Source organism: Rhodococcus sp. AW25M09 (assembly GCF_000333955.1).
Classification (GTDB): Bacteria; Actinomycetota; Actinomycetes; order Mycobacteriales; family Mycobacteriaceae; genus Rhodococcoides.
In genome coordinates this window covers 99,535-124,116 of the sequence record NZ_CAPS01000005.1, presented here as the reverse complement: position 1 = coordinate 124,116, position 24,582 = coordinate 99,535, and the positions used below count along the sequence as shown (strand labels likewise).

At 63.4% G+C, this 24,582-nt stretch carries 27 protein-coding genes; 13 read left to right on the top strand and 14 right to left on the bottom strand.

Going from position 1 to position 24,582, the window contains the following annotated elements; translation table 11 throughout:
• From RHODMAR_RS01030 to RHODMAR_RS00995, 8 genes are all read right to left on the bottom strand, one after another.
• Window positions 1-852 (bottom strand): cation:proton antiporter (locus tag RHODMAR_RS01030; RefSeq protein WP_008710293.1); only part of this gene is annotated, 852 nt, incomplete at its 3' end.
• Window positions 853-867: 15 nt separating this feature from the next.
• Window positions 868-1,071: a hypothetical protein gene (locus RHODMAR_RS01025; protein WP_042937408.1), complete on the bottom strand. Its 204-nt coding sequence runs from the start codon at window positions 1,069-1,071 to the stop codon at window positions 868-870.
• 134 nt (window positions 1,072-1,205) lie between these two features.
• Entirely contained in the window at window positions 1,206-2,240 is a 1,035-nt protein-coding gene (locus RHODMAR_RS01020; protein WP_008710292.1) for a zinc-dependent alcohol dehydrogenase family protein, read from the bottom strand.
• Entirely contained in the window at window positions 2,237-3,706 is a 1,470-nt protein-coding gene (locus RHODMAR_RS01015; RefSeq protein ID WP_008710291.1) for a bifunctional aminoglycoside phosphotransferase/ATP-binding protein, read from the bottom strand. Before RHODMAR_RS01015 ends, RHODMAR_RS01020 begins: the two co-directional genes overlap by 4 nt.
• Window positions 3,707-3,751: 45 nt before the next feature.
• Window positions 3,752-4,345, bottom strand: coding sequence for an Rv1733c family protein (locus RHODMAR_RS01010; RefSeq protein WP_008710290.1), 594 nt, complete (start codon window positions 4,343-4,345; stop codon window positions 3,752-3,754).
• A 121-nt stretch (window positions 4,346-4,466) separates the two neighbouring features.
• On the bottom strand, window positions 4,467-5,393 hold the full coding sequence (locus RHODMAR_RS01005) for a universal stress protein (RefSeq protein ID WP_008710289.1): 927 nt from the start codon (window positions 5,391-5,393) through the stop codon (window positions 4,467-4,469).
• Between the two features lie 64 nt (window positions 5,394-5,457).
• Window positions 5,458-5,688, bottom strand: a complete 231-nt coding sequence (locus RHODMAR_RS28055; protein ID WP_008710288.1) for a three-helix bundle dimerization domain-containing protein — start codon at window positions 5,686-5,688, stop codon at window positions 5,458-5,460.
• 116 nt (window positions 5,689-5,804) lie between these two features.
• Window positions 5,805-6,578 carry a sulfite exporter TauE/SafE family protein gene (locus RHODMAR_RS00995; RefSeq protein WP_008710287.1) on the bottom strand — a complete coding sequence of 258 codons (774 nt, stop codon included), beginning with the start codon at window positions 6,576-6,578 and terminating at the stop codon, window positions 5,805-5,807.
• Window positions 6,579-6,708: 130 nt separating this feature from the next.
• Here RHODMAR_RS00995 and RHODMAR_RS00990 point away from each other — a divergent pair, with 130 nt between their 5' ends.
• From RHODMAR_RS00990 to RHODMAR_RS28045, 3 genes are all read left to right on the top strand, one after another.
• Complete coding sequence (locus RHODMAR_RS00990) at window positions 6,709-8,088, top strand: rhodanese-like domain-containing protein (RefSeq protein WP_008710286.1); 1,380 nt, start codon at window positions 6,709-6,711, stop codon at window positions 8,086-8,088.
• Between the two features lie 341 nt (window positions 8,089-8,429).
• Window positions 8,430-8,771 carry a hypothetical protein gene (locus RHODMAR_RS28050; RefSeq protein WP_157225924.1) on the top strand — a complete coding sequence of 114 codons (342 nt, stop codon included), beginning with the start codon at window positions 8,430-8,432 and terminating at the stop codon, window positions 8,769-8,771.
• Window positions 8,768-9,268: a flavodoxin domain-containing protein gene (locus tag RHODMAR_RS28045; protein WP_008710273.1), complete on the top strand. Its 501-nt coding sequence runs from the start codon at window positions 8,768-8,770 to the stop codon at window positions 9,266-9,268. Before RHODMAR_RS28050 ends, RHODMAR_RS28045 begins: the two co-directional genes overlap by 4 nt.
• Here RHODMAR_RS28045 and RHODMAR_RS00975 read toward each other — a convergent pair.
• Window positions 9,243-9,707, bottom strand: coding sequence for a DUF1003 domain-containing protein (locus RHODMAR_RS00975; RefSeq protein ID WP_008710271.1), 465 nt, complete (start codon window positions 9,705-9,707; stop codon window positions 9,243-9,245). The genes RHODMAR_RS28045 and RHODMAR_RS00975 overlap by 26 nt on opposite strands.
• Before the next feature lie 276 nt (window positions 9,708-9,983).
• Here RHODMAR_RS00975 and adhP point away from each other — a divergent pair, with 276 nt between their 5' ends.
• The 7 genes from adhP to RHODMAR_RS00940 all read left to right on the top strand — a co-directional run bounded on the left by adhP (window position 9,984) and on the right by RHODMAR_RS00940 (window position 16,970).
• Window positions 9,984-10,994, top strand: coding sequence for an alcohol dehydrogenase AdhP (gene adhP / locus RHODMAR_RS00970; RefSeq protein WP_008710269.1), 1,011 nt, complete (start codon window positions 9,984-9,986; stop codon window positions 10,992-10,994).
• Complete coding sequence (locus RHODMAR_RS00965; protein ID WP_008710267.1) at window positions 10,994-12,166, top strand: NAD(P) transhydrogenase subunit alpha; 1,173 nt, start codon at window positions 10,994-10,996, stop codon at window positions 12,164-12,166. The genes adhP and RHODMAR_RS00965 overlap by 1 nt, the downstream gene beginning before the upstream one ends.
• On the top strand, window positions 12,163-12,474 hold the full coding sequence (locus RHODMAR_RS00960) for an NAD(P) transhydrogenase subunit alpha (protein WP_008710255.1): 312 nt from the start codon (window positions 12,163-12,165) through the stop codon (window positions 12,472-12,474). Before RHODMAR_RS00965 ends, RHODMAR_RS00960 begins: the two co-directional genes overlap by 4 nt.
• Window positions 12,471-13,883, top strand: a complete 1,413-nt coding sequence (locus RHODMAR_RS00955) for an NAD(P)(+) transhydrogenase (Re/Si-specific) subunit beta (protein ID WP_008710253.1) — start codon at window positions 12,471-12,473, stop codon at window positions 13,881-13,883. The genes RHODMAR_RS00960 and RHODMAR_RS00955 overlap by 4 nt, the downstream gene beginning before the upstream one ends.
• A gap of 27 nt (window positions 13,884-13,910) precedes the next feature.
• Window positions 13,911-15,302: an NAD-dependent succinate-semialdehyde dehydrogenase gene (locus RHODMAR_RS00950; protein WP_008710252.1), complete on the top strand. Its 1,392-nt coding sequence runs from the start codon at window positions 13,911-13,913 to the stop codon at window positions 15,300-15,302.
• A 114-nt stretch (window positions 15,303-15,416) separates the two neighbouring features.
• Window positions 15,417-16,220 carry a GAF and ANTAR domain-containing protein gene (locus tag RHODMAR_RS00945; RefSeq protein ID WP_008710250.1) on the top strand — a complete coding sequence of 268 codons (804 nt, stop codon included), beginning with the start codon at window positions 15,417-15,419 and terminating at the stop codon, window positions 16,218-16,220.
• A gap of 150 nt (window positions 16,221-16,370) precedes the next feature.
• Window positions 16,371-16,970: a hypothetical protein gene (locus tag RHODMAR_RS00940; RefSeq protein WP_008710248.1), complete on the top strand. Its 600-nt coding sequence runs from the start codon at window positions 16,371-16,373 to the stop codon at window positions 16,968-16,970.
• Window positions 16,971-16,991: 21 nt separating this feature from the next.
• On the opposite strand, the gene RHODMAR_RS00935 is transcribed toward RHODMAR_RS00940, so the two are convergent.
• The 5 genes from RHODMAR_RS00935 to RHODMAR_RS00915 are packed head-to-tail and all read right to left on the bottom strand — an operon-like array spanning window position 16,992 to window position 19,582.
• Window positions 16,992-17,384 (bottom strand): hypothetical protein, encoded by a 393-nt coding sequence (locus tag RHODMAR_RS00935; protein ID WP_232433534.1) that lies wholly within the window; start codon window positions 17,382-17,384, stop codon window positions 16,992-16,994.
• Window positions 17,385-17,427: 43 nt separating this feature from the next.
• Window positions 17,428-17,871 (bottom strand): universal stress protein, encoded by a 444-nt coding sequence (locus tag RHODMAR_RS00930; protein WP_008710245.1) that lies wholly within the window; start codon window positions 17,869-17,871, stop codon window positions 17,428-17,430.
• Window positions 17,872-17,908: 37 nt separating this feature from the next.
• On the bottom strand, window positions 17,909-18,754 hold the full coding sequence (locus tag RHODMAR_RS00925; protein ID WP_008710243.1) for a slipin family protein: 846 nt from the start codon (window positions 18,752-18,754) through the stop codon (window positions 17,909-17,911).
• A gap of 49 nt (window positions 18,755-18,803) precedes the next feature.
• Window positions 18,804-19,331, bottom strand: coding sequence for a flavodoxin domain-containing protein (locus RHODMAR_RS00920; RefSeq protein ID WP_008710231.1), 528 nt, complete (start codon window positions 19,329-19,331; stop codon window positions 18,804-18,806).
• The gene (locus tag RHODMAR_RS00915; RefSeq protein ID WP_042937403.1) at window positions 19,319-19,582 is read right to left on the bottom strand and encodes a hypothetical protein; all 264 of its coding nucleotides are present in this window, start codon (window positions 19,580-19,582) and stop codon (window positions 19,319-19,321) included. The genes RHODMAR_RS00920 and RHODMAR_RS00915 overlap by 13 nt, the downstream gene beginning before the upstream one ends.
• A gap of 249 nt (window positions 19,583-19,831) precedes the next feature.
• Here RHODMAR_RS00915 and RHODMAR_RS00910 point away from each other — a divergent pair, with 249 nt between their 5' ends.
• Genes RHODMAR_RS00910 through RHODMAR_RS00900 form a run of 3 tightly spaced genes read left to right on the top strand, consistent with a single transcriptional unit; the run spans window position 19,832 to window position 24,554 of the window.
• Complete coding sequence (locus tag RHODMAR_RS00910) at window positions 19,832-20,389, top strand: DUF5994 family protein (protein WP_008710230.1); 558 nt, start codon at window positions 19,832-19,834, stop codon at window positions 20,387-20,389.
• Window positions 20,386-21,762 (top strand): amino acid permease, encoded by a 1,377-nt coding sequence (locus RHODMAR_RS00905; RefSeq protein ID WP_008710229.1) that lies wholly within the window; start codon window positions 20,386-20,388, stop codon window positions 21,760-21,762. Before RHODMAR_RS00910 ends, RHODMAR_RS00905 begins: the two co-directional genes overlap by 4 nt.
• Window positions 21,759-24,554, top strand: a complete 2,796-nt coding sequence (locus RHODMAR_RS00900; protein ID WP_008710228.1) for a cation-translocating P-type ATPase — start codon at window positions 21,759-21,761, stop codon at window positions 24,552-24,554. Before RHODMAR_RS00905 ends, RHODMAR_RS00900 begins: the two co-directional genes overlap by 4 nt.
• Window positions 24,555-24,582 lie beyond the last annotated feature (28 nt).

Genomic DNA, 24,582 nt, shown 5'->3' with positions numbered 1-24,582 from the left:
AAAATCGAGAGATGCGCCGAGCCAGACGAAATACAGTGGCCCCAGAAAACCCTCGGTGATGGCGAACAGTTGTTTGGCAAGGCGTCGCGGCTCCCCGATGGCAGCGACGGCCAACCCGAAGCAGAAACCGGCCAGCATCACCGAAGAATGGGTGTGGACCGCGAGGGCGGCAAGACCGAACAACAGAATGAGGTTGAGACGCAATTCGAGCGCGAGCTTGCGCTGTGCGGACAGATGGTGAACGCGGTGGCGGAGCCCCGAGACGTCGAAGTGCCGCAGCACGAAAAAAGTGATGCCCGCGGCGATGAGGACCGTCGCCGACCCGAGTGCTGCCGGCCCGGCACGCGGCGGGTCGATCACCAGGGGAAGCGCGACGATGCAGACCGCATCGGCGATCGCGATCTGTGGCAGTAGCGTCATCGACCCCGGCGTCGACATCGTGGTGGATTCGACGATCGGCATGATGACCGCGGCGGAGGACGATGCCATCAACACCGCATACAGACCCAGGTGCGGTGAATCGAACGCAGCGGCGACGGCCCAGCCGACCGCCGTTGCCAGTAGCCCGACGGCCACAGCCCGTGCTGCGCCGACCCCGAGGCCGATACGCAGTCGTGGGTCGCGAATGGGCACCTGACTGCCCGCCACGAACATGACGAGCGCAAACCCCACCTGCGCCAGAAAACTCAGGGTTTGCTCGTGGGGGTCGATGACCCCGAAGCCCGTGTAGCCGAACGCGATTCCGGCACACAGCTCCCCGATCACAACGGGTATTCGGAGCCTCGACGGAAGTGTCAGCAGTGGGCCGAACAGCCCCACCGCCGCGCACAGGGCGAGCGTCTCGAAGGTCATGAGACCGAGTGGATGTCAGACAGGGCTCAGCGTCGGGGGCCGGCCGGACGGAAGCACTGCCGAGGCAATGAGATCGCGAGGGTGTCGTGCTCCCTGCTCGACCATCATCGCCTGCATCAGCTGCTCGACCACACACAGCTGCGCCGCCAGCGGACTGCACATCAGCGTGCGCTCGTAATCGATTCCAGCGGAAAGGAATGTGGTGTCGAGATCGGTCATGTCATCGTCTCCTCGAACGTGAGTACTTCGTGTCGACGACGTGCAGGACGACAGTCCTGAGCGTACGACTGCACACGTGCCGTGCCACCGGCACAAATACCCTCTTTTCGAGGACACTCGGCACTGTCCTACCGTCACAGCACGACGACTGCGGCACCCGGGAACCGGCCGTGCTTCAGATCGCGCACAGCGTCCGGGACTCGGTCGAACGGATACACCGTGGTCTGCACCTGGAGGCGGACTCGGCCGCAGATGTCGAGGAACGCCCGCGCATCTTCCCTGGTGTTCGCCTCGACACTGCGTAGACGTTTTTCGTGGAACAGGTGCCGCTGGTAGTTCAGGGCCGGGACGTCGGTCATGTAGATCCCGGCCAGGACGACGGTCCCACCCGGTACGAGTGCCTCGAGCGCCACCGGCACGATCTCGCCGATCGGCGCGAACACGATTGCCGCATCCAATGGCTGCGGCGGAGCCGCGAACGTGCCCTGCGCGGAGTCCATACCGAGGGACAACGCGAAGTCGCGAGCGACGGGATCTCTGGTCATCACATGCACCGTTGCACCGTCCGCCCGGGCCAATTGGGCGACGATATGCGCACTTCCGCCGAACCCGTAGAGGCCGAGGACGCCGCGCGGCGGTAGCTCGGCGAGCATCAGTGCCCGGTAGCCGATGATTCCCGCGCACAGCAGGGGAGCAAGTTCGGCGGTGCTGTACCCATCAGGTAATGCGAGGGCGTAATCGGCAGGGACGACGACCCATTCCGCGAATCCACCGTCGTGATCCCAGCCGGTGTAACGGGATGTGGTGCACAGGTTCTCTCGTCCCGCCGCACAGAACGAGCAGGTACCGCAGGTGTGCCGAAGCCAGGGAATGCCCACTCGGTCGCCGACTCGGAAATGCGTGACGGTGTCGACTCCGAGGGCAGTCACTGTTCCGACTATCTCGTGTCCGGGGACGACCTGCGGTGAGTGCACCGGAAGATCACCTTCGACGACGTGCAGGTCCGTTCGGCACACTCCACAGGCCTGAACGGAAACCAGCAATTCCCCCGGTGCGGGGACCGGATGACTCTCGTCGACGAGGTGCAGTGGGGTGCCGTCGACCGAGCCTGGAACTGTGGTGCGCCAGGCTTTTCCGTGCGTACCGGTGCCGGGGCTCGAGTGTGTCATCGAGTGCCCGCAGCGGCGAGCGAATCGGCGAGCGTTCCGGCGGTGTCGATCTTGGTCGCGCTCGGCCAGGGGTGGCGGGCGCAGGCCATGGCCTCGTACACGGCCCAGGACGCGTCGGAGGCTCCGCGTACGCGATTCTCGATGCGTTCGAGGGCAATGGGTTTCGGTGCACGGCACTCGAGCTCGACGGTATCGCTGTGGGTCATGGCTGCGAGGATTCGTGCCTGATTCCGGGTGAGTTCGTCGTTCCAGGACGCATCGATGATCACCGAACGGCCCATCGTGACCTGGTCATGCGCGCGGCGTATCAGCTCGCGATAGGTACCGGCTGTTTTCTCGGTGGTGTAGAGCCCGCATCCGACGGCCGAGGGATGCGGAGACAGAGGGTCGAGCCCCGACCTCTCCTTGCGCACCACATCGCTCGAGAGCACCACTGCGCCTGTTCGTTCTGCGAGCGCGGCTGCCACAGTGCTCTTGCCGGTTCCGGGCAGTCCGCCCAGCAACGTGATGGTTACGGCCGACGAAGTCAGGTGGGCGAGCGCGAGCTGCAAGTGAGCGAGCGCGTCGGCCTTCGATGAAGGATGCCCCTGATGAAAGCGAAGGCACGCGACCTTGGCGCGAACCGTTGCGCGGTAGGCGATGTAGTGATCGATCAGGGAGCAGGGTGGGTTGTCCTCGGTCGCCTCGAGATACGACGATACGAAGCGCCGCGCCGCGTCGGGACGGCCCTGGAATTCGAGATCCATTGCCAAACACGCGACGTCATCGATGGCGTCGAGAAAACGAAGGCGATCGTCGAAGTCGAGACAGTCCAGTATCCGTGGCCCGTCCGGCAGGCAGAATATGTCGTCCGAGAGCAGGTCACCATGCCCGTCGACGATGCACCGCCGCGCAATTCGTTGATCGAACAGCGGGGAACGTCCGCTGACGTAACGCAATGAGAGACGTTCGAGTCGATCGACGAGTGCGTGGTCGACGACGCCTACCGCGAGTGCGCGTAGCTCTCGAATGTTGTTGAGCCAACGCTGTTCGAGAGCGCCCAGCCGTCCCTCGTCGTCGATGTCAGTGCGCCGGGGGCTGTTGTTGTGGGCCAGTGCGATCGTGCGCGCGACGAGGTCTATGTCGGTACCGATGTCGTCACCGGCCGCAGCGCGGGTGGACAGTCGAGTGGAGTCGGGGAGCCGTCGCATCTTCAACAGTGGTTCGGCCGGCCCGCCTTCCGGATCGCTGAGCTCGGCAAGGCCGAGATAGACATCGGGTGCAAATCGAGAGTTGAGCGCGAACTCTCGTTTGCAGGCGGTTCGGCGAGACTCCACCGTACGAAAATCGAGAAAGTCTGTGCCTATCGGCTTCTTCATCTTGTAGGCGACGTCACCGAGCAAGAAGACATAGGCGCTGTGGGTCTCGTGGACCACCGCGGGAGCAATGCCGGTCGAAGCTGTCGGAGCGCAATCGGCTGCAGTCATGGTGCACCCTTCGAATGATGTTGGGAGGGATGAAGTTCGGTGGCACTACCGCGAGGGGTGATCGCGGGACTGGACGAAGCGTCGCCAGTCTCTGTCCCACGCCCGCATGCGTGAGCGTTCACTGGCCATGGCGGTGAGGCCGACCAGCCCGCCGACGAAGACGGCCCCGAGAAACCACACGAAGACGGCGGTGGCAGTCCCGCTGATGACGGCACCGGCAGCAGTGGCGGGCGCGTGTGCGAGGTTCCCGTTTATATCGCGCCAGATCGATGTCTCGTCGCCGATCCGTGCCGACGACGGCACTTCGGTCGAACCCGAGCGCACGGACCCGTCCGGTGCTCTCCACTCCACAGTCGCGGTACTGGCAGTATCTGCACCGGACAACATCGCATTCGTGGTGTCGACGACTCGAGCATCGACTCGAACGTACTGTGCGCGTTGTTGTTGTGACCGTAGAGACAGGTCGCTGTAGGACACCGAACCTATTGTCGCTGCGACGGGAATCAGTAACAGAAGCACCGCGATGGCGACGGCCACTGCCGTTCGTTCGATCCGGTCGGGCATCCGCATCAGCGGATTGGAGACCCATGGACTTCGTCGCCACCACCGCTGCACGAGTTCTGTGAACGTGCCCGTCACCTACTCCCAAGCGAAGTGAATTTGTCTCCCACGAGTCTCCGGCGTCGAGCATGGGGTGCGTAAGGGCACAAGGTCCCGAGCCGCCGGGGGCGGTGGACCGCTGGTTGCCACGTTCGAAGGCTCAGCGCACCAGGAGAACTGGACCACCCGAGTTGTGAATCAGGGATCGTTCCACCGGACCCGGACGTGGACCTGCCCACGTGCAGTGCTCGCTGCTGCCGACCACGAGAAGGTGAGCGGTAGCCGATGCGACTCGAAGCTCATGCTCTGCCGAGGAGTCGAGCACGTGCAGATGTACATCGACGGCGGGATGCGCGGCACTGGCAGCACCGACGCGTTCGCGCAGCCAATCCAGTGTTCGGATCTGCTCCAGCTCGGTGTCTTTCGCGGCCGGTCGACGGTGGGGAGAACCGACGTGCAGTGCTGTCAGGGGGACCTCGAGTGCGTCGGCAAACCAGAATGCTGCGTCGATCGCGCGAGAGCAGGAGTCGGAGTGATCCACCCCGACCACCACGGGAGAACGCGGAAGGGAGTCCTTGTCCTGAGCACGCCAGACCAGCACCGGGCACGTCGCTTCGTCGACGATCCGCGTGGCATGGCGACCGAACAGAACGTCCCGGACAGCCCCCGACGCGTGACCACCGATGACGATGAGGTCAGCGGTATGCGACAGTGCGCCGAGAACCGAGGCGATCGCGTCGTCCGTCAGAATCGAATCGACCGAGATCTCCGGATCGAGGGCGAAGAGTTCACTGCGAGCCGCTCGAAGAAGGCGTCGACCGTGTAATCGCACCACCCGCCGGGTTGCGCCGCCGATGCCGGTGCTCGGCGATGCCAACGCGTGTACCAGGCGAATCCGCGACTTGGTGATCGATGCCAGGCCGGCAGCCCAGGCGAGTGCGCCGCGCGATTGCGGCGAGCCGTCGAGCGCGACGACGATGTCGCCCCACACGGGCATGGCCCAGAAGGCAGGAGCGGAGCCTGCAGGAGCGACCGGAGGGGCAGGAGCGGAGCCTGCAGGAGCGACCGGAACCGCAGTTACCATCATCGGCCGGTCGTTTGCGCTGAGGCGTGACGTATTGCGTACGGGGCGTCCGCCACGGGGTCGTCTCTCACACCCCCGACTCCAGTCCTTGAAGCAGTCCGCGAGCGCGATTGCACGTCAAGGGGATCAGGTGGCCTCGGAGGCGGGCGGTCGAGTCCAGTCGGTGGTACGTGGCGCGGACTGCATCGTCGATGTCCTCGTGCGTCAGTTCGGGGAATCTCGTGGCGAGCATCGTGGTGATCGATGTCAATTCGTCGTTCAACAGCCTGGTGGTCGGCCTTGTTCGAGTGATGGTCATGAAGATCGGCTACCTCGCGATCGTGGGCGGGAAAAGTACCTCCTTCGAGAGTGACCGACACGTCGTGCGCGAGGTAGGGCCTTTCGTCGCCGTCCCGGTTACCGAAGGCCCGTCCGTCAGCTCAGAAATACCGCGTCGATGATGACGTACCCGGCCACCGCGAACACCAGGTATGCGAACAGGCGTTGCAGTCGCGCTGTATCGAGCCGAGTTCCGAAGTGTGCGGCCAGCAGCGAGCCGACGACTGCGGTGCCTGCGAATGCGAGGGTGAGCGACCAGTCGATGCTGGTGCCGCTCAGATGCGAGAAGAGACCGGCGACGGAGTTGGCCACGATGATGACCAACGAGGTGCCGACCGCGACCGACATCTCTATGCCGAGCATCAGCACCAGGACCGGAATGATGAGGAAGCCACCTCCCACACCGAAGAGTCCGGTCATGAATCCGACTGCCAGGCCCGCCGGGATCGAGCGTGGCGCGCAGTGTCTCCAGTTGATGCCCGATGTCGATGTCTTGCAGGCTGTTCCGAGATCTCCACGTTCGGCGAGCATCCGCGCTCCCGCGGCAATCATCACCGCGGCGAAGCCGAGCAGTAGTACCTTGTCCGGCAACAGCCGTCCGACAGCACTGCCCGCGAACGTAGCTGGGATGCCGGTCGCTGCGAATACTGCCGCCAGTCGCCATTCGACGAGGCGGGCTCGAAGCTTGGGGATAACTCCGACGGCCGACGCGGCACCGACCACGATCAGCGAGACGGGAATCGCTTCCTCCACCGGCAGTCCCAATGCGAACACCGACACCGGAACCGCAAGAATGGATCCCCCGCCGCCGAGAAAGCCGAGCAGAATCCCGATAACCGCGCCGAACGCGAGCGCCAGTCCCAATGTCATCGTGCATCCACTCCCATCGATGGTCGAACCTTATGCCCCCAGGGGGTACTTGACATACCCTAGGGGGTATTGCACACTGTGTCTACCGCCTTGCGAAACTCGCTCGGCGACTTCTCAGACGGAGGAAACCATGATCCTCGAGCAGTACTACCTGGAATGCCTCTCGCATGCTTCGTATCTGATCGGAGATCAGAGCACCGGACGGGCCGTCGTGGTCGATCCCCGCCGCGACATCGCCGAGTATCTCGACGACGCAGCGAAGTACGGTCTGACGATCGAGGGTGTCATCAACACCCACTTTCACGCCGACTTCGTCTCGGGCCATCTCGAACTGGTCGAGGCAACCGGCGCGTGGATCGGCTTCGGCGAGGCTGCCGAGACCGACTATCCCATCCGGCGACTGCGCGACGGTGAACATATCTCCCTCGGTGAGGTCGACCTCGAGATCCTGTCCACCCCAGGTCACACATGGGAATCGATCTCGGTGCTGGTCCGTGAGCATCCCGGGGTCACACCCAGGGCCGTGCTGACCGGTGATTCCCTCTTCATCGGCGATGTCGGGCGACCCGATCTGGTCAATCTCGGCGACGGATCCACCGCCGACCTGGCCAAGGCGATGTATCGCACCGTGCACAACACACTGTTGGAACTGCCGGATCAGGTCGTCGTCATGCCTGCTCACGGTGCCGGCTCGTCGTGCGGAAAGAACCTGTCCACCGAGCTGACCTCCACCATCGGCGAGCAGCGAGCGACCAACCCCTCGGTACAGCCGATGAGTGAGGATGCCTTCGTTGCTTTGGTCACCGAAGGTCAACCGGCGGCACCGTCGTACTTCTCGGCTGACGCCGCGATGAACAAGCAGGTTCATCCCCTGCTGTCTCCGAACCGCAGCATCCCTGAGTTCACGCCCGCGGATGTCGTGCGCGAGCTGGCCGCCGGTACCCGCGTTCTCGACGCGCGCAGTGTGGACGACTTTGCGGCCGGTCACCTTCGAGGATCGGTCAATGTGGGGTTCGACGGTCGCTTCGCCGAGACCGGCGGCATGGTCGCGGAGATCGGCGGACGCATCGTTCTCATCGCATATCCGGGCGACGAGCAGGAGGCCGCACTTCGGTTGGCCAGGGTCGGATCCGACAACGTGATCGGCTATCTCGGAATCGGGTATGACGGAGAATTCCCCGCGGCGCTGACCGAGCTGGTCGAGGTCGCACCACGCACCACCGTCGAGCAACTCGACGCGATGCTCGACGCAGACGAGGTGACGCTCATCGACATCCGCAACCCCGGTGAACGCGATCTCGGTACCATACCGGGTGCAATTTCGATCCCGTTGGCGCAGTTGCGGACTCGGCTCAGCGAGGTTCCGATAGGAAAGCCGATGGTGGTGCATTGCGCCGGCGGCTGGCGATCGAGCGTGGCAGCGTCGCTGCTCCGCGCGCAGGGATTCGAGAACGTGTCGGACTTGCTGGGCGGATACAACGCCTGGGCCGACGCCCATGTTTCGGCCTGACAGTTCATTCGATCAGTAGAGGAGAAAACCATGTGCTACGCCGTTACCTGCCAGAAGTGCCACAAGACCGGGTGGGGCGGCTGCGGCGAACATGTCGACGCCGTCATGTCGTCGGTGGCCGCATCCGACCGCTGTTCCTGCCAGGAACAGTCGATGCCGCCTCTTGAGGGGCATCGATCCGTAGGGTCGTTCTTTTCCCGCTGAACCATCCTGCGCAGCGGGGACCTTGTGCTCTAGCCCACTGTTCGTACCGCTGTGAAGCTGAACGAATGATTCCCACCACACGAGCACTCACCGTCCCGAATAGGCGATGGCCATGGCTGGGTGCAGTGTGCGCCGGCGTGTCCATCAATGCCTTCGGAGCCGCGATCGGTGTGGCCTCGGGGGCCATCGATCTCGGTGCCGATGCGCAGGCACGACTACCGATGTCGAGTCCGGCACTAGCCGGCCTCGCATTGGTTCTCGTGGTCGGTGTACCGATGGGACTGGCGGCAGCGTCGGCTCTGGCGGGCGGCGGAAAGTCCGGTCCCATCGCGCACATGGCCGGGGTGCTGCTGGCGGCATGGGTTGTGATTTCGGCTGCCGTGCTCGGCGAAACAAGCTGGATACAAGCACTGTTCGGAGTGATCGGCGTACTCATCGCGCTACAGGGGTGGCGCATGACCGTACGTGCGAACCGATGAAAATTTTGGTCTCGACGGCTGGGCGCCACGGAGCGACGGCGTCGCTCGCGCAGGAGATGGCGCGAGTATTCCAGCACGAGGGCGCCGATGTCGACGTGCGTACCCCCGACTCCGTCGACGACGTGAGTCGCTACGACGCTTTGATCATCGGCAGTGCCGTCTACTCCGGCCGCTGGCTTCCGGTAGCGAACAAGTTGGTGAACAGGGTGTCCGGGATGGAGCATCCTCCCGTGTGGTTGTTCTCCTGTGGACCGCTGCATTCGAGCAACAGGCCGGTCAACGACACCTCCGATGCCGCACACGCTGTATCGGTTCTGACTGCCATCTCGCATCGTACGTTTACAGGAAAGCTTGATGCAGAACGGCTTTCGGTGGGGGAGCGTCAGATCTTCGCTTCCTCCGGCGCAGTAGCAGGAGACTTCCGAGACTGGGTACTCGTGTGCAACTGGGCGCGAGAGATACTTGCTTGTCTCACGGCCAAGAAACCGGGCGCGTAACCGATTTCGGCACCGACAGCGTCGATCCGACGCCGGGACGATGAGCCGACGGACAGACGTGCGTGTGTATTTCCGCCGCCAACTGCTCCACCGATTCGATCAAGACAGTATTCGCCTCGATCATGTCCTGCAGCAGCGCAGTATTCGAAAGTGTGTGTACCGCAACCTCACTGCTCACCGAGTCTGCACGTTTCGCCGATATCAGCAGAATCGCTCCTTGAAGGCCCGCGATCAGCGACAGGAACAGATTGAGCAGGATGAACGGGTACGGGTCGAATCCATCGCTGCCGTTGTAGACGGCCCATAACGCCATGGTGCCGAGAAAGAGGAATACGAAGGGCCACGAGCCCATTCCGTTGCGGACGCAGTCCGCGGCTCGCTCGCCCGTGGTCAGCGCATCACCGGTTCGGACGCCGGGGTGTCTTCTCCACAGGTTCATCGCCCGAAGGCCTTCGACCGGGAGTGTGCAGCAGAGTCCATGGAACCGAGTGTGTTCCACGTCCATGTGATGGGCGAGGGACGAAAGGCCTCGATCTCCAGGCTTTGTGCCTCCTTGCCCTGCACCTCCGAAATCCGGACCGGCAACTCGGGATGCGTCCCGAATGGGCGGTGACTTCCGGCCCTACATGCCGATCACCGCAGCGCCCACAATCGACAGTGTGCATTGCTCGATGGTCGAGAATGGCACTGATATTCGAGTTGGAGGAAATCCGCGATGAAAGCTGCTGTTGTCACCGAGTTCGGCAAACCACTGGTCGTCAAGGACATCCCGGTCCCAGAACCTGCGCCCCATCAGGTGCTGGTGAAGATGGAGACGTGCGGGGTCTGCCATACCGATATCCATGCGGCGCAGGGCGACTGGCCGGCCAAGCCGACGGTTCCCTTCGTCCCGGGCCACGAGGGTATCGGCACGATCGAGGCGGTCGGTTCGCAGGTATCGAAGGATCGAATCGGAGAGCGTGTGGCCATCGCGTGGCTCGGTTCGGCGTGCGGTGAGTGCGACTACTGCGTCTCCGGCTGGGAGACACTCTGCCTGAAGCAGGAGAACAGCGGATACTCGGTCGACGGTGCATACGCCGAATACGCTGTGGCAGATGCTCGTTACGTCGTTCGCGTGCCCGACGCCATTACCTCCTTCGATGCGGCTCCACTGACCTGTGCGGGATTGACCACCTACAAGGCCGTCAAAGTCGGCGGAGTCACGCCGACACAACGCGTCGCCATCTTCGGAATCGGCGGTCTCGGTCACATGGCTGTGCAATACGCCAAGATCGCCGGCGGATCTGTCATCGCAGTGGACATCGAGGACGAAAAGCTCGATCTTGCAGCCGAACTCGGCGCAGATCAAACCGTCAATTCGGCGACAACCGACCCGGTGGAGGCTATCCAGGCGCTCGGCGGTGCCGATGTCGTGATCGTCCTGGCCGTCATCCCGGCCGTCTTCGATCAGGCCTTCCGATCATTGCGCCGCGGAGGCCGACTGGTCTGCGTCTCGATGCCCGCTCAGGGCGTCTTTCCGGTGCCGATCTTCGACACTGTGGTCGGCGGAATCTCGGTCCTCGGGTCGATCGTCGGCACCCGAGAAGATCTACGCGAAGTCTTCGCGCTGCACGCGGCCGGGCGAACGACGGTCTCGGCTGTCTCCCGCAAGCTCGACGAGGTCAACGACTGCTTCGACGACCTGATGGCCGGACGAGTGACGGCTCGCCAGGTCTTCGAGTTCTGATGGCCGAATTCTCCCTCACCGTAGGTGCATTCAAAGAGTGCTTCGACGGCGAGCAGCGAGTCAGCGTCACCCCGAAGTCGATCACCAGGCTGGCCACTCACGGTGTAGGCGTTCTGGTCGAAGCCGGTGCCGGTGCCGGTGCGTTCATCTCCGACGACGAGTTCGCAGCAGCGGGAGCCGACGTGTGCTCGCGGCAGCGAATCATCGACGACGCGGCAGCGATCACCTGCATCCGGCCACCAGCACAGGAGGTGCTCGGTGCCATGCACCCGGGGCAGATCTTGGTCGGCATGCTGCACACCACGACCGACACGTCGCTGGCTCGGACCTTGGACGAACAGTCCATCGTCGGAATCGATCTCGCTCTGTTGCCGAGGACGCTGAGTAGCGCGCAATCGATGGACGCGATGACCTCACAGGACAGCGTCGCGGGCTACAAGGCAGTCATCGTGGCAGCGGGATTGTTCGGTCGCTACTTCCCGATGATGATCACTGCGTCCGGAACATCCCGGCCGACCAGACTTCTAGTTCTCGGTGCCGGTGTCGCGGGACTGCAGGCCATCGCCACGGCCCGCCGGATGGGAGCGGACGTCACCGGATACGACATTCGGCCCGAATGTCGTTCGGAAATCGAATCTCTCGGTGCCAGGTTCCTCGAACTCGCGAGCGACATCTCGAGTACCACCTCGGACGGCTACGCGCGTTCGCTGACCGCGGAGGAGCAGGGCGCGCAACAGAAGGCGATGGACACCGCACTGGCGGCATTCGACGTCGTGATCACCACGGCCAGGGTCCCGGGGCACCGTCCTCCGACTCTCGTCACGACCGCTGCGATCGAGGGAATGCGGCCGGGATCGGTGGTGCTGGACATGGCGGCCAGCAGTCTCGGCGGCAACGTCGAGGGTTCGGTCCAGGACACCACCACTCATACCGCCAATCATGTGAGCATCGTCGGTGCGGGCAATCTTGCGTCCACCGTGCCCTCGGCTGCGTCAGCGGCGTACGCACGCAACATCGCCGACGTGATCGCACACTTCGTGCGTGATGACAGGCTGAACATCGACACAGACGATCCGATCGATGCTGCAATCGTGGTCGGCAAGCAGACCGACCGGCTCCAGAAGGATTCTGCGCAGCACACGCCTGCCATGGCGAGCGGAATGGCATCGTGAACAGCGATCTCGTCACTGCCATCACCATATTCGTGCTGGCAGTCCTCGTCGGTGCAGAGGTGATCAGCAAGGTGCCCGCCACCCTGCACACACCACTGATGTCCGGTGCCAATGCAATTCACGGCGTCGTCCTGGTCGGCGTGATCCTCATCGCGGGCCGGGTGGACAGTCCAATCGGACTCGTGCTCATGGCATTCGCCGCGATGCTCGCGTCGATCAATGTGGTGGGCGGCTACATCGTGACCGACCGGATGCTCGCCATGTTCCATCACGACGCAGCGGTCCACCATGAACGGAGTTCGAAGTGACGACAACCGACACAGGTGTGCGGTCGCTGCTGTATCTCGCCTGCGCCGTGGCGTTCGTGGTGGGGCTGCACCTGATGAACTCACCTCGCACGGCCAGGCGCGGCAACGCGATCTCCGCATTCGGTATGGGTGCGGCCGTGGTGATCGCAGGCGTGTGTGCGGCCGAAACCGGGTTCGAGTGGACCGTCGCACCGGTGGTGTTGGTCATCGCCGTCGCGATCGGCTCGCTCATCGGTGTGCTCACCGGTAGGCGAGTGAAAATGACCGCGATGCCGCAATTGGTCAGCGCGTTCAACATGGTCGGCGGCGGGGCAGCCGCCCTGATCGCCATCGACGAGACACTCGCTGCGAGTTCGAGTGCCGCGATCAGCGTGGCTGTACCCACGGCGCTGGGAATCCTGATCGGATCGGTGACCGTGACCGGCTCGCTCATCGCCGCCGGAAAGCTCCAAGGGTTTGTGTCCGGCAACCCGATTCGGCTTCCGGCGCACCGGATACTGGAAGCCGGCGCGGTGGCGATCGCACTCCTCGCGGTGATCTGGTCGGTACTCACTCCCGACGGTATGGCACCGCTTGGCCTTTTGATCGTGGCGGCTTTGTCGGTCGGAGTACTCGTAGTTCTGCCCATCGGCGGTGCGGACATGCCCGTGGTGATCTCACTGCTCAACGCCTGCACAGGAATTGCGGTGGCGATGGCTGGGTTCGCACTGGGAAGCACCATCATGATCGTCGCGGGCGCGCTGGTCGGTTCCGCCGGAACCATCTTGAGCGTGCTGATGGGTAAGGCCATGAACCGTTCTATCGCCTCCATCGTCATCGGCGGATTCGGCGTCGGCGGCGCAGCCAGTACCGTAAACGGCGACGAAGCTGGGACACCGGCGCGAGAAACCTCCGCCGACGACGTCGCAATTCAACTCGCATACGCCCACACGGTGATCATCGTTCCCGGGTACGGACTGGCAGCAGCGCGCGCTCAGCGGGAGTGTGCCGATCTCGGCAATCTGTTGGCCGAGCGAGGTATCGACGTCAGCTACGCGATTCACCCGGTCGCCGGCCGGATGCCGGGACAGATGAACGTTCTTCTCGCCGAGGCGAACGTGCCCTACGAACAGCTCCACGACCTCGAAGGCAGCAATCCCGAGTTCCCTCTTGCCGATGTCGCATTGGTGGTCGGAGCGAACGACGTCACCAACCCCGCGGCGCGCAGACCCGGAAACGCAGTGTCCGGGATGCCGATCCTCGACGTCGACAAGGCCAAGAGCGTCGTGGTGTTGAAGCGATCGATGGGCCACGGGTACGCGGGAATCGACAACGAGCTGTTCACCGAGCCCAACACCACCATGCTGTTCGGCGACGCCAAAGCGTCTCTGCAGCAGCTTCTCTCGGCAATCAAAACCCTCGTCGCCTGACGCAGGAACCTATGACAGGAGCACTCCATGTCCTACGCCTCGACCAATCCGTTCACCAATCAGACGGTGGCCACCTTCCGCGACATCACCGACCACGAGTTGGACAACGTGGTGGTGAACGCACAATCCACGTTCCTCTCGTGGAAGGACACCTCCTTCGGCGATCGAGCCAAAATCATGCACCGTGCCGCGGTTCTGCTGCGCGACAACGCAGCCGAGTACGCCCGACTGCTCACTCTCGAGATGGGGAAGCTCTACGCCGAAAGTGTGGGCGAGGTAGAGCTGTCCGCGTCGATCCTCGAGTACTACGCAGACAACGCCGAGGCCTTCCTCGCCCCGCAGGTATTGCCGGCGAAGTCGGGAGAAGCCGGCCACGCCGTGGTGCACAGTGAGCCGTTGGGAATTCTGCTGGGGATTCAGCCGTGGAACTTTCCTTACTACCAACTGGCCCGCGTCGCCGGACCGAACCTGATGGCAGGCAACGTCGTCATCGTCAAACACGCCTCCATCGTGCCCCAGTCGGCAGCCGCGTTCGAGAAGCTCTTCCTCGACGCCGGTGCACCGAAGGGGTTGTACTCCAACATCTATGCAACCAAGGAACAGCTCTCCTCGATGATCGACGATCCGCGCATCCGCGGGGTTGCGCTCACCGGAAGCGAGCAGGCCGGTGCCATCGTCGCGGCGCGGGCGGGGAAGAATCTGAAGAAGTCGACCATGGAACTCGGCGGTACCGATGCATTGATCGTCCTGGCCGATGCCGACATGGACAAGACTGTCGCCTGGGCGCTGTGGGGCCGGATGAACAACGGCGGCCAGTGCTGCGTGGCATCCAAGCGCATCATCGTAGAAGAGAGCATCGCCGACGAATTCACCGCGAAGTTCCTCGACGCGATGGCCGGACTGGAAGCCGGCGATCCACTGCTGGTCACCACCACGTTGCCGCCGATGTCCTCGCAGGCGGCCGCAGACGGTCTACGGGCACAGGTCAAAACGGCACGGGAACACGGCGCGATCGTCACCGAGGTAGGTCCGACAGTCCCGTCCTCGGGAGCGTTCGTGCAACCCACGGTGATCACCCAGATATCGGCCGACAATCCGGTGTACGACATGGAATTCTTCGGGCCGGTCGCGTTGGTCTTCCGAGCTGCCGATGCCGACAATGCCGTTCGGATCGCCAACGACTCCAGTTACGGACTCGGCGGATCGATCTTCACCACCGACATCGCACGTGGTGAAGCGCTCGCGCAAAAGATCGACACCGGAATGGTGTTCGTCAACCATCCCACGTGGACGCGGGCCGATCTGCCGTTCGGTGGGGTCAAGAAGTCCGGATACGGCCACGAGTTGTCCTCGGCCGGAATTCAGGAATTCGTCAACAAGAAACTGATCAACACCGTCCCCATCGACGCTCCCGCCTGAGGGTCGATCCGGACTGCATCACCGGTGGATGTACCCAGGCGGCTCGAAACACCGTAGGGTTCGTCGTGGGCACGCGCTCTACCAGCGCGTGTGCCCACAACGAATCGAGCAGGCATGAATGCAGGGCACACCGGTGACCCCGATCGGGCGAGCCCGGTCGCAGGTCTCGCCGGCTCGGATCAACCCGGCAACGACGAACTCGACGACGACTTCCGGGCCAGCCTCACCGGGCTCGGTCGTTTGGCGATGAGCACCATGTCGCTGAAGGAAACTCTTGCTCATGTAGCAGAATTCGCGGTGCGGGCCATCCCGGGTGCCGACGGTGCCGGGTTGACGCTGTTGCATCCTGACCTGCCCGCGACGATCGTCGCCAGCGCCGACTTCGTCGGTGTGGTCGACGATATCCAGTACGGATTGGGTCAGGGCCCGTGCATCACCGCGGCCGCAGAGGGGATCACCGTACGGTCGGGTTCTCTGGACGTCGATCCCCAGTGGCCCGACTTCGGACCGCGGGTGGGCCGGCTCGGTGTGCACAGTGTGCTGTCGCTGCCGTTGATGACGAAGTCGACAGTGCTGGGCGCGATGAACGTCTACGCACATCGACCCGATGCCTTCGACGATCGAGCGGCCGAGCTCGGCGAGCTCTTCGCGGTTCCCGCGGCGATCTCGGTGCAGAATGCGCGAGCGCTGGACAGCGCGGTGAAACTCACCGAGCAGCTGGAGAAAGCACTGGGCAGTCGAGCAGTGATCGATCAGGCCATCGGAATACTGATCAGTAGAACCGGCTGCAGCGACGCCGAGGGATACGACAAGCTTCGCTCTATCAGTCACGCCGAGCACAAGAAGATTGCCGTGATTGCGCAATCCATGGTCGCCGACGCGATGAAGGCAGCACGCTCACGTCGCCGACGCACATAAACGGTACACAAGCGCGTAGCGTCGTACATGCGGGTGCATCCGAGCCGCGGAGTCCGACGCTGGCCTCGCACCTGCACCGGACGGTGGAATCCCACCGTGGCAGGATTTACGCAAGTACCGAACAGGCGGTCGGGCCGCTCGGGATTCTCGATGAAACTACAGCCACGTCTGCTCGCCGATCTGGCGCGTTTGACCACAGCACTGGACAGCTCCACCGTCGACCTCGCACAACTGGTCGACAGGCTGTCCGCCGACATCGACGCCGCCGTCTCGGCCGTGGTCTCGATCTCTCTCACCGTCATTGTCGACGGCGAATATTTCGAGGTCTCTGCGTCGACGGGTGGCAGTGCCGACCGGTTGCCGGCATCGTCGCTCAGGCTCACCCTCGCCGACCCGCGCAGCACCGGCAGCGAGAAGTATCTGCTCATTCTGTCCGGCACTGCAGGCGCTCTCGTGGACTTCGCGGCCGACGTGAGCTATTCGCTCGGGCTCGACGGTGATGCAGCAGTCCTCGACAGACACCTGCGCATCGACGGTGAGGCAGGATTGCCCGTGTACGGCAGTCACGCCCTCGCCGCTGTGAGCGAGGTCAATCAGGCGATCGGAGTGCTCATCGCGGGTGGGCGCAGCGCCACAGAAGGCCGTGCCGAGTTGCACAGGTTGGCAGCACAATCGGGAACACCGACAGCCGAAGTCGCCCGTCGCACCCTGCGGGATGCTCGTGGCTGGTTTCCACCGCAGGGGCCGTGACGGACGTCCAGATATCGTGACTCAGCGGAAACGATGCGCAATGACGCTGCGCGGCAACTGCAATGGGCTGGGATACGCCACCAGGACCCTGTTTCCGTCCGGGTCGCACCCATCCACATAGCTGATCTCGTCGGCTGTGTGGATGTAGGTGGCCGGGTAGTGCTTGCGCAGTCGAACGCCGATCTCGTTCAGCGACTGAGCACGTTGGGCAGACCACATGATTTCACTGACTCCCAGAGCTGTGATCGGTCGCTCCACCGAGAGGGGGTCTGCGTGGAGATATATCTGAAAGCCGTTTCGGGCCAACAACAATGCTGCATCCTGCTCTCGGATCGAAACGGTGAACTCGAATACCGAGCAGTAGAAGTCGATCGATCGGTCCAGTTCCCGCACCCGGATCAGAGCCGAGGCCACGGCCACCGTGGCGATGTGCGACGGTGTGGGCCCCGCGGGCCCGCTAATGATGATCCCCGGAATGAACGACGAGAACCGGGCACTGCGCGTGCTCGGCGCATTGGCCACTGACCGATCCCAACAACAAACCGACGAATCCTCCATGGCCTCGGCTGCCGACGACGAGCATCTCGGCCTCGGCGCTGGCCTCGATCAGAACCTGCGACGGATATCCATGTGTCACAATCTCTTCGAGACCTTCCGGTCGATCGCTTCCGAACGCTGCCTCGACGGCGTCGTGCAGGAACTTTCTGGCGTCGTCATCGGGGTGCAGCTCACCGACTATGCCGGCTCCGAGGTACGACGGGTACTGCCACGCGGCCACCGCGTCGATTTCCCACTGTGAGGCATCGGCGATGGGGCGTGCGCGCTGCAGCGCAAGAATCGAGCACGGGGAGCCGTCCACTCCCACCACGATTCGCTTCGCAGCTGCTGTGTCATTGGTCATGATCTTCCGTTTCCATTCGCTTGTCGTTGTGTTTGGGTCAGACCGCAGAGCTGGGTCGGACCGAATCGGGCACCAATGGCGCCGCGAAGGTGTCCGGTATCAGTGGTTGCGCCGCGGCAGCTTCCCGAGAAAGGAACGTTCCGAGTTCGCCGATCGTGCTCATCAGGGGCGCGGGAAAGACGACGGTGGTGTTCTTGTCGACGCCGATCTCCACGAGGCTCTGCAGGTTCCGCAGCTGGAGCGCGAGCGGGTGCGCCATCATGATGTCCGATGCATCTCCCAATGCGGCTGCGGCCAGAGACTCACCTTGAGCGTTGATGATCTTGGCCCGCTTTTCGCGTTCGGCTTCTGCCTGACGAGCCATGGCCCGCTTCATGCTGTCGGGAAGCTGAATGTCCTTGAGCTCGACCAGAGTGACTTCGACGCCCCAATCGACCGTCGAGACGTCGAGGATCTCGCGGATGTCGAGATTGATTCGGTCGGTCTCGGAAAGTGTTTCGTCCAATGTGTGTTGTCCGACGACCTTGCGCAACGTGGTCTGCGCGATCTGGTCGATGGCCGCGTAGAAGTCCTCGATGGCTACGACCGACTTCGTCGCGTCGATCACCCGGAAATAGGCGACGGCCGACACATCGATGCTGACGTTGTCCCGGGTGATGATCCCCTGAGACTGAATGGGTTTGGTGATGATGCGCAGTGATACTCGGTGTAGCACGTCGACCATCGGGATGAGTAGGTGTAGTCCCGGGTCTCGCACTCCGACAACGCGTCCGAGTCGGAACAGGACGCCTTGCTCGTACTGCTTGACAACACGAATCGATGCGACGAGTACGAGCACGACGACGACGACGATGGCCACGAGGACTGTCATAGCAATGTTCATGATTACTTCCAGAGAGGTTGAGGAACAGAGGAATTGTCGGTCATAGCCATTACCGGAGGCCGGATGCGGAGGCAGCGAGGTTGCCGCAGATGGCACCGGCCCATTCGTCGACCTCGGCGCGTGATCTGTCGTCCCCGTCGCCGGCGTTGATCATCCGCACCACCGCTCGCTCGAACAACGACAACGTCGACCGATCGAGCTTGCCGCCGAACACCTTGTGCTCTACAGCCCAGGATGCCTCGCTCCATTTCGACTTCGTCGCCGATGGAGTGCTGCCGCCGATCGGTCCGCTGGAGAACAACCACACCGGCCGAGTCTCGAGTTCGGACTGCTCACGGTCGACCAGTGACCGGGCGTCACCGAGCCAGCGGCCCATGTACACGGCACTTCCGATGACGACAGCGTCGTACTCGGCGATGTTGTCCACATCGGCGGCGTCACGGACGTCGACCGTGTCCGGTGAGGCGGTGTCCGACGAGGCGGTGTCCGCCAGCCTCGCGGAGATCTCTGAACCCAGCCATTGCCCGATCTCACGGGTGGAACCATGTCGGCTTGCCGTCGCGATCAGGATGCGCATGATGGGTTCTTCTTCCTCGAGATGGCAGGGGCGGTCGAAAAATGCAGCTGTGCGGCAAGTAGATCCACGGACCGGGTGTACTGGGCTCGGTCGATATCGCCGCGTGCGTAACGAGCGGCGAACAACTCCTCCAACGTGTCGGGACCGGCGATGGTGCGCGCTCTCGCCCATGCTGGAGTTGGAACACGGGACCGCATCACGGCGCACGACAGCACTGCTACAGCGAAAGCGACTGTGAGGGAAAGCGTCATGCGGGTGATCCTGTCGGTGGTTGCACGTGAACATCACTGACGATGACTCTCCCCGGTGGCACGCCCCGGAAACAGGGACTTAGGACCCATGTAGGTCGCCGAAGGTGGTCACCACGATGGTCCTGATCACCGGCCGGGTGTTGTCTGCCGACAGTCCCTACCGATCGGGTACCTCGGACCCTTCCGTCCAGAATCCGCAGGTCGATAGCGTGCGACTGGACGCTGAATTTCCCGAACCGAAGGACTGTCATGCCGAACAGCACTCAGACTGCAGCCGATCAGGTAAGCCGTTCCTTGCCCTCCGATCTCGATCGGCGTCTGACACTGACGCCGCCGATCTCCGGGGTCAGGCCCGTCGGGGAGGTCGACGGTGCGTGGCTGTCGTTCAGTGACGACCTCGACTACGAGGGCCCCGAGCTCATCGAAGCGTTGACGCAACGCCTCGGCCCGATCGATCGAGTCCTGTACTGCCTCGACGAATGGCGGACTGCGCCCAGGCGCATCGCCGTGGCCGGGCGGACTACTCACTTGGACGGGTATCGGTACCAGCCACCACACACGTTGGGTGCGCTCACCGTCGATGGTGACCGTGTGGTGCTCGTCGTGGTCCCGCCGATGATGAGTGAGCCTGCGGCGCAGGTAGTTCTGCACAGTGCCGGTGAGCGTGGAAATGCCGAGACGGTGGAGCAGTTGTTGGGGTTGACCTTGACCGACGTTCCGCCGTTCACCGATCCGATCGTGTCGGGGAATCGATGGGAGTCCGAGGGCGGCGCAGCTCTGTCCTCGGAGTTCGAGGATATCCAATGACCACCGACATGAACGCACCCCCGAGCGCCGGACCTTCGAAGGCCTCGACCGGCTCGGACGATCGACGGTTCGGACTTCCGACGGCAACCGCACTCGTCATCGGTTCGGTCATCGGAACGGGTGTATTCGCGCTGCCCTCCGCGCTCGCGGTCTACGGTCCGATCAGCCTGGTGGCCTTCGTGTTCGTCACCATCGGCGCGATCGGCTTGGCTTTGACGTTCGGCGCGTTGTCCAAGCGGGTACCGGGCTCCGGAGGGCCCTACGTGTACGCACGCGATGCATTCGGTGACTTCGGTGGATTTCTGAATGCGTGGTCGTATTGGATCACTGCCTGGGCGGGTAATGCTGCAATTGTCGTGGCCTGGGTCGGTTACGTCGAAGTCTTCGTCAACACCGACCACGCGAAGCTCTGGTCGATTGCCATTGCGCTGGCGGGCCTGTGGATTCCGGCTGTGGTCAACCTGTCTGGGATACGGAACATGGCGATCACCCAGATCGTCTCCACCATAATGAAATTCGTCCCGCTACTGTTCATGGCCACCGTCGGCCTGCTGTTCGTGAAGTCGGCGAACTTCGGCGCGTTCAATGCCAGCGGAACATCGGTGGCCGGGGCCATCTCGGCGGCCTCCGCCATCGCGTTGTTCAGCTATCTCGGTATCGAGACCGCCTCGGTGGTGGCCGGAAGAGTGCGAGATCCGGAGCGAAACGTCGCACGCGCAACGGTTCTCGGTACCCTGGGCTGTGCGGTGGTCTACATCCTCGGCACGGTGACCGTGTTCGGGACCGTCCCCAACGCGACCCTGCAACTGTCGACCGCGCCGTTCACGGACTCGGCCAATGCCATCTTCGGCGGCAACTGGGCCGGCAACACGGTAGCGATCGCGGCCGTGGTCTCCGGGCTCGGCGCTTTGATCGGCTGGACCCTGATCGTCGGCGAAATGCCCATGGCCGCTGCGAAAGACCGATTGTTTCCCACGGTGTTCGGCAAGACGCGCAGGGGGATTCCGGTATTCGGCATCATCAGTGCAACCGTGCTTGCCTCGGCCTTGACCGTCGTCAGTTACACCAGCTTCGAGAAGGTGTTCACCACCTTGGTGCTGCTGTCGGTGTTCACCGCCGTCGTTCCGTACCTGTTCAGCGCCGCGGCGCAGCTCTACTGGCTGCTGACCCGAGGACGGGCCACCGTATGGCCCCATCTCGTGCGTGACTGTGGCGTTTCTGCTGTGGCATTGGTCTTCTCTTTCTGGGCGCTGGCAGGCAGTGGATATCAGGCCGTCTACTACGGGGTGTTCTGCCTCCTGCTGGGAGTGCCGGTGTACATCTGGCTGAAGGTGGGCCGTAAGGAGTACGGCGAGCTACCGGTCGCGCGATGAACTCCGTCCGGCTCGACCGTCATCACACAGAAGAGGCGCCGGACGACGACGCGAACAGATCTGTCGCGGAGCTTTTCAGGGACCTCAGGACCGGTGAACAGGGGCTCGACGACGCCGAAGGTGTGCGTCGATTGTCGACCTACGGACCCAACGTACTCACCAGGAGTCATGAGCGTCGATGGCCGAAAGAGCTACTGACTCAGTTCACCCAACCGCTCGCGGTGCTATTGGCGTTGGCTGCGGTATTGGCGTGGATCGGCGGAACACACGCGCTCTCCTACGCCGTCGTCGCAGTGATCGTGCTGAATGCGGCTTTCGCTTTCGTGCAGGAGATGCAGGCCGAGAAGGCTGTGGAGGCACTGTCGAAGTTCTTACCCGCCGCCGCCCGAGTAATTCGGGGAGGTGTCCAGTGGGAGATCGCTGCCGCCCAGGTGGTGCCCGGTGACCTGCTGGTCGTGTCGGAAGGCGACAAGATCAGCGCCGACGGAAGAATCATCGATGGGGAATTGACCGTGGACCTGTCCGCGTTGACGGGCGAGTCCATGCCGGTCCAGAGATCCACCGATGCCGGCGACGTGGGAGTGCCGCGACTCGAGGCCTCCGATCTGGTATTCAGTGGCACCACCTGCGTCGGGGGAGACGCGCGCGTGGTGGCTACGCGCACCGGCATGCACACCGAACTCGGTCGCATCGCGTCCTTGTCGCAACGGCCCTCCACCGGCAAGAGTCCCCTCGAACGCCAGGTCACACACGCGACCTTGATCATCGCCGTCGTAGCGGTGGCGGTGGGTGCTGCGTTTCTGCCGATCGGGTTGGTCGCTGGGCTGGGTTGGGCAGCGGCCATCAGTTTCTCGATCGGTTTGATCGTCGCGAACGTGCCCGAAGGCCTGCTGCCCACGATCACGCTCGCACTGGCTGCCGGTGTCAGGCAGCTCGCGGCCAGGGGTGCCGTGGTCAAACGTCTGTCGGCCGTCGAGACGTTGGGGTCGGTGACCGTGATCTGCACCGACAAGACCGGAACTCTCACCGAGAACAGAATGCAGGTCACCCAGCTCTGGTTGCCGAGTGGTCCAGTGAATCCAAATGTTGCACAGCGAAATGCGGGCGCAGTAATGCTGGTGACATCCGGAGCGGCATGTACCACCGCCGAACGTGCAACCGGAGTCAGGGCATCGCCGCTGGGTGATCCCACCGAGATCGCTCTGCTGAATCTCGCGGCGGTCCTCGGAGTCGATGTGTCCCCGGATCAGCGCGCCGCGAATCGGATCGAAGCGTTCGGCTTCGACTCACACCTGAAGAGGATGACGACCGTCGACACCGGTCCTGACGGCCCGGTGATTCATACCAAGGGCGCGCTCGAGACCGTGCTGCCATTGTGCACGCACCTCGGCGGTGGTGACGGTGTTCCGGTTCCTCTCGATGACTTTCTGCGACAGGCATTCTCCGATTCGCTCGATCGTTATGCCCGCCAGGGTCTGCGTGTCCTCGCCGTCGCCGAGCGGGCAATCGAGACGGGTCAGGAGGTGCCGACGCGACGCGAGGACGCCGAAACCGGACTGGGCATCGTCGGGCTCGTTGCCATGGCTGACCCGGTGCGCGATGGCGTCGCGGATGCCGTTCGTGATGCGCACCGCGCAGGAATCCGCATCCATGTGGTCACCGGTGACAACGGTTTGACGGCGTCGACCATTGCCCGTCAGGTCGGTATCGGTACTGCTGCAGGCAGGATCGTCGACGGCGGTGCGCTGGACAACGCGACCGACCGTGAACTGACGGCCATTCTGTCCGGGGACGACGAGATCGTCTTTGCCAGATCATCTCCCGAGGCCAAATTGCGCATTGCACAGGCACTTCGGTCGGCCGGTGAGATCGTGGCGATGACCGGTGACGGCGTCAACGACGCACCGGCGTTGCGTCACGCCGACATCGGAATAGCCATGGGGCGCTCGGGAACCGATGTGGCCCGCGAGGCGGCGACCGTGGTGCTCACCGATGACAACTTCGCCACCATCGTCACTGCGGTCAGCGCAGGGCGTCAGGTCTACGACAACGTTCGAAAATTTGTCCTCTACATCTTCGCGCACGCCGTGCCCGAAGTGGTGCCGTTCCTGGTGTTCGCGGTATCGGGTGGTGCGATTCCGCTTCCGCTGACCGTGCTGCAGATCCTCGCGATCGATCTCGGCACCGAGACCCTGCCAGCACTGGCGCTGGGTCGCGAACCCGCCGAACCGGGACTGATGGATCGTCGTCCACGGCGACAGACCTCGCCCATCATCGATCGTGCCCTACTCTTTCGCGCGTGGCTGATCCTCGGAGCACCTTCTGCGGTACTGGTGATGATGGGGTTTGCGTTCACGTTGCACCGCGCGGGGTGGACTTTCGGAGATCCGACCGGTGTCGGAGACCCCTTGCATCACGCATACATGCAGGCCACAACCATGACGTTTGCGGGAATTGTCGCCTGTCAGATCGGCGTTGCCTTCGCGGCACGCACCGGTCGTGCGTCGCTACGGTCGATCGGGCTACTGAGCAACAGGCCACTGCTGTGGGGCATCGCGTTCGAGCTCGCCTTCACTGCTGCGGTGATCTACGCTCCGCCGCTGCAGTACATCTTCGGAACTGCAGCGCTCGGTCCCGCTCAACTCGTCGTCCTCGTGCCCTTCCCGTTCATCATCTGGGGAATCGACGAAGGCGTGCGTTCGATTCGTCGCCGCCACACCGAGCGCAGCACCGTCACGTCGAAATCGGTCGGCGAGGTCGTTGCCGGGCAGGGACCTCCGCGTCCGGTGTAGGGACGTTGTGCCCTGTTCGCGTCCGGCC

Coding starts and splice junctions, on each gene's coding strand:
- adhP (WP_008710269.1), top strand. CDS start 9,984: ATGAAAGCTGCTGTTGTCACCGAGTTCGGCAAACCACTGGTCGTCAAG.
- RHODMAR_RS01020 (WP_008710292.1), bottom strand. CDS start 2,240: ATGACACACTCGAGCCCCGGCACCGGTACGCACGGAAAAGCCTGGCGC.
- RHODMAR_RS01015 (WP_008710291.1), bottom strand. CDS start 3,706: ATGACTGCAGCCGATTGCGCTCCGACAGCTTCGACCGGCATTGCTCCC.
- RHODMAR_RS00995 (WP_008710287.1), bottom strand. CDS start 6,578: ATGACATTGGGACTGGCGCTCGCGTTCGGCGCGGTTATCGGGATTCTG.
- RHODMAR_RS28045 (WP_008710273.1), top strand. CDS start 8,768: ATGAAAATTTTGGTCTCGACGGCTGGGCGCCACGGAGCGACGGCGTCG.
- RHODMAR_RS28055 (WP_008710288.1), bottom strand. CDS start 5,688: ATGACCATCACTCGAACAAGGCCGACCACCAGGCTGTTGAACGACGAA.
- RHODMAR_RS00940 (WP_008710248.1), top strand. CDS start 16,371: ATGAAACTACAGCCACGTCTGCTCGCCGATCTGGCGCGTTTGACCACA.
- RHODMAR_RS00930 (WP_008710245.1), bottom strand. CDS start 17,871: ATGACCAATGACACAGCAGCTGCGAAGCGAATCGTGGTGGGAGTGGAC.
- RHODMAR_RS00975 (WP_008710271.1), bottom strand. CDS start 9,707: ATGAACCTGTGGAGAAGACACCCCGGCGTCCGAACCGGTGATGCGCTG.
- RHODMAR_RS00900 (WP_008710228.1), top strand. CDS start 21,759: ATGAACTCCGTCCGGCTCGACCGTCATCACACAGAAGAGGCGCCGGAC.
- RHODMAR_RS00925 (WP_008710243.1), bottom strand. CDS start 18,754: ATGAACATTGCTATGACAGTCCTCGTGGCCATCGTCGTCGTCGTCGTG.
- RHODMAR_RS00915 (WP_042937403.1), bottom strand. CDS start 19,582: ATGACGCTTTCCCTCACAGTCGCTTTCGCTGTAGCAGTGCTGTCGTGC.
- RHODMAR_RS00950 (WP_008710252.1), top strand. CDS start 13,911: ATGTCCTACGCCTCGACCAATCCGTTCACCAATCAGACGGTGGCCACC.
- RHODMAR_RS01005 (WP_008710289.1), bottom strand. CDS start 5,393: ATGATGGTAACTGCGGTTCCGGTCGCTCCTGCAGGCTCCGCTCCTGCC.
- RHODMAR_RS00990 (WP_008710286.1), top strand. CDS start 6,709: ATGATCCTCGAGCAGTACTACCTGGAATGCCTCTCGCATGCTTCGTAT.
- RHODMAR_RS00905 (WP_008710229.1), top strand. CDS start 20,386: ATGACCACCGACATGAACGCACCCCCGAGCGCCGGACCTTCGAAGGCC.
- RHODMAR_RS00965 (WP_008710267.1), top strand. CDS start 10,994: ATGGCCGAATTCTCCCTCACCGTAGGTGCATTCAAAGAGTGCTTCGAC.
- RHODMAR_RS00910 (WP_008710230.1), top strand. CDS start 19,832: ATGCCGAACAGCACTCAGACTGCAGCCGATCAGGTAAGCCGTTCCTTG.
- RHODMAR_RS00945 (WP_008710250.1), top strand. CDS start 15,417: ATGAATGCAGGGCACACCGGTGACCCCGATCGGGCGAGCCCGGTCGCA.
- RHODMAR_RS00920 (WP_008710231.1), bottom strand. CDS start 19,331: ATGCGCATCCTGATCGCGACGGCAAGCCGACATGGTTCCACCCGTGAG.
- RHODMAR_RS01025 (WP_042937408.1), bottom strand. CDS start 1,071: ATGACCGATCTCGACACCACATTCCTTTCCGCTGGAATCGATTACGAG.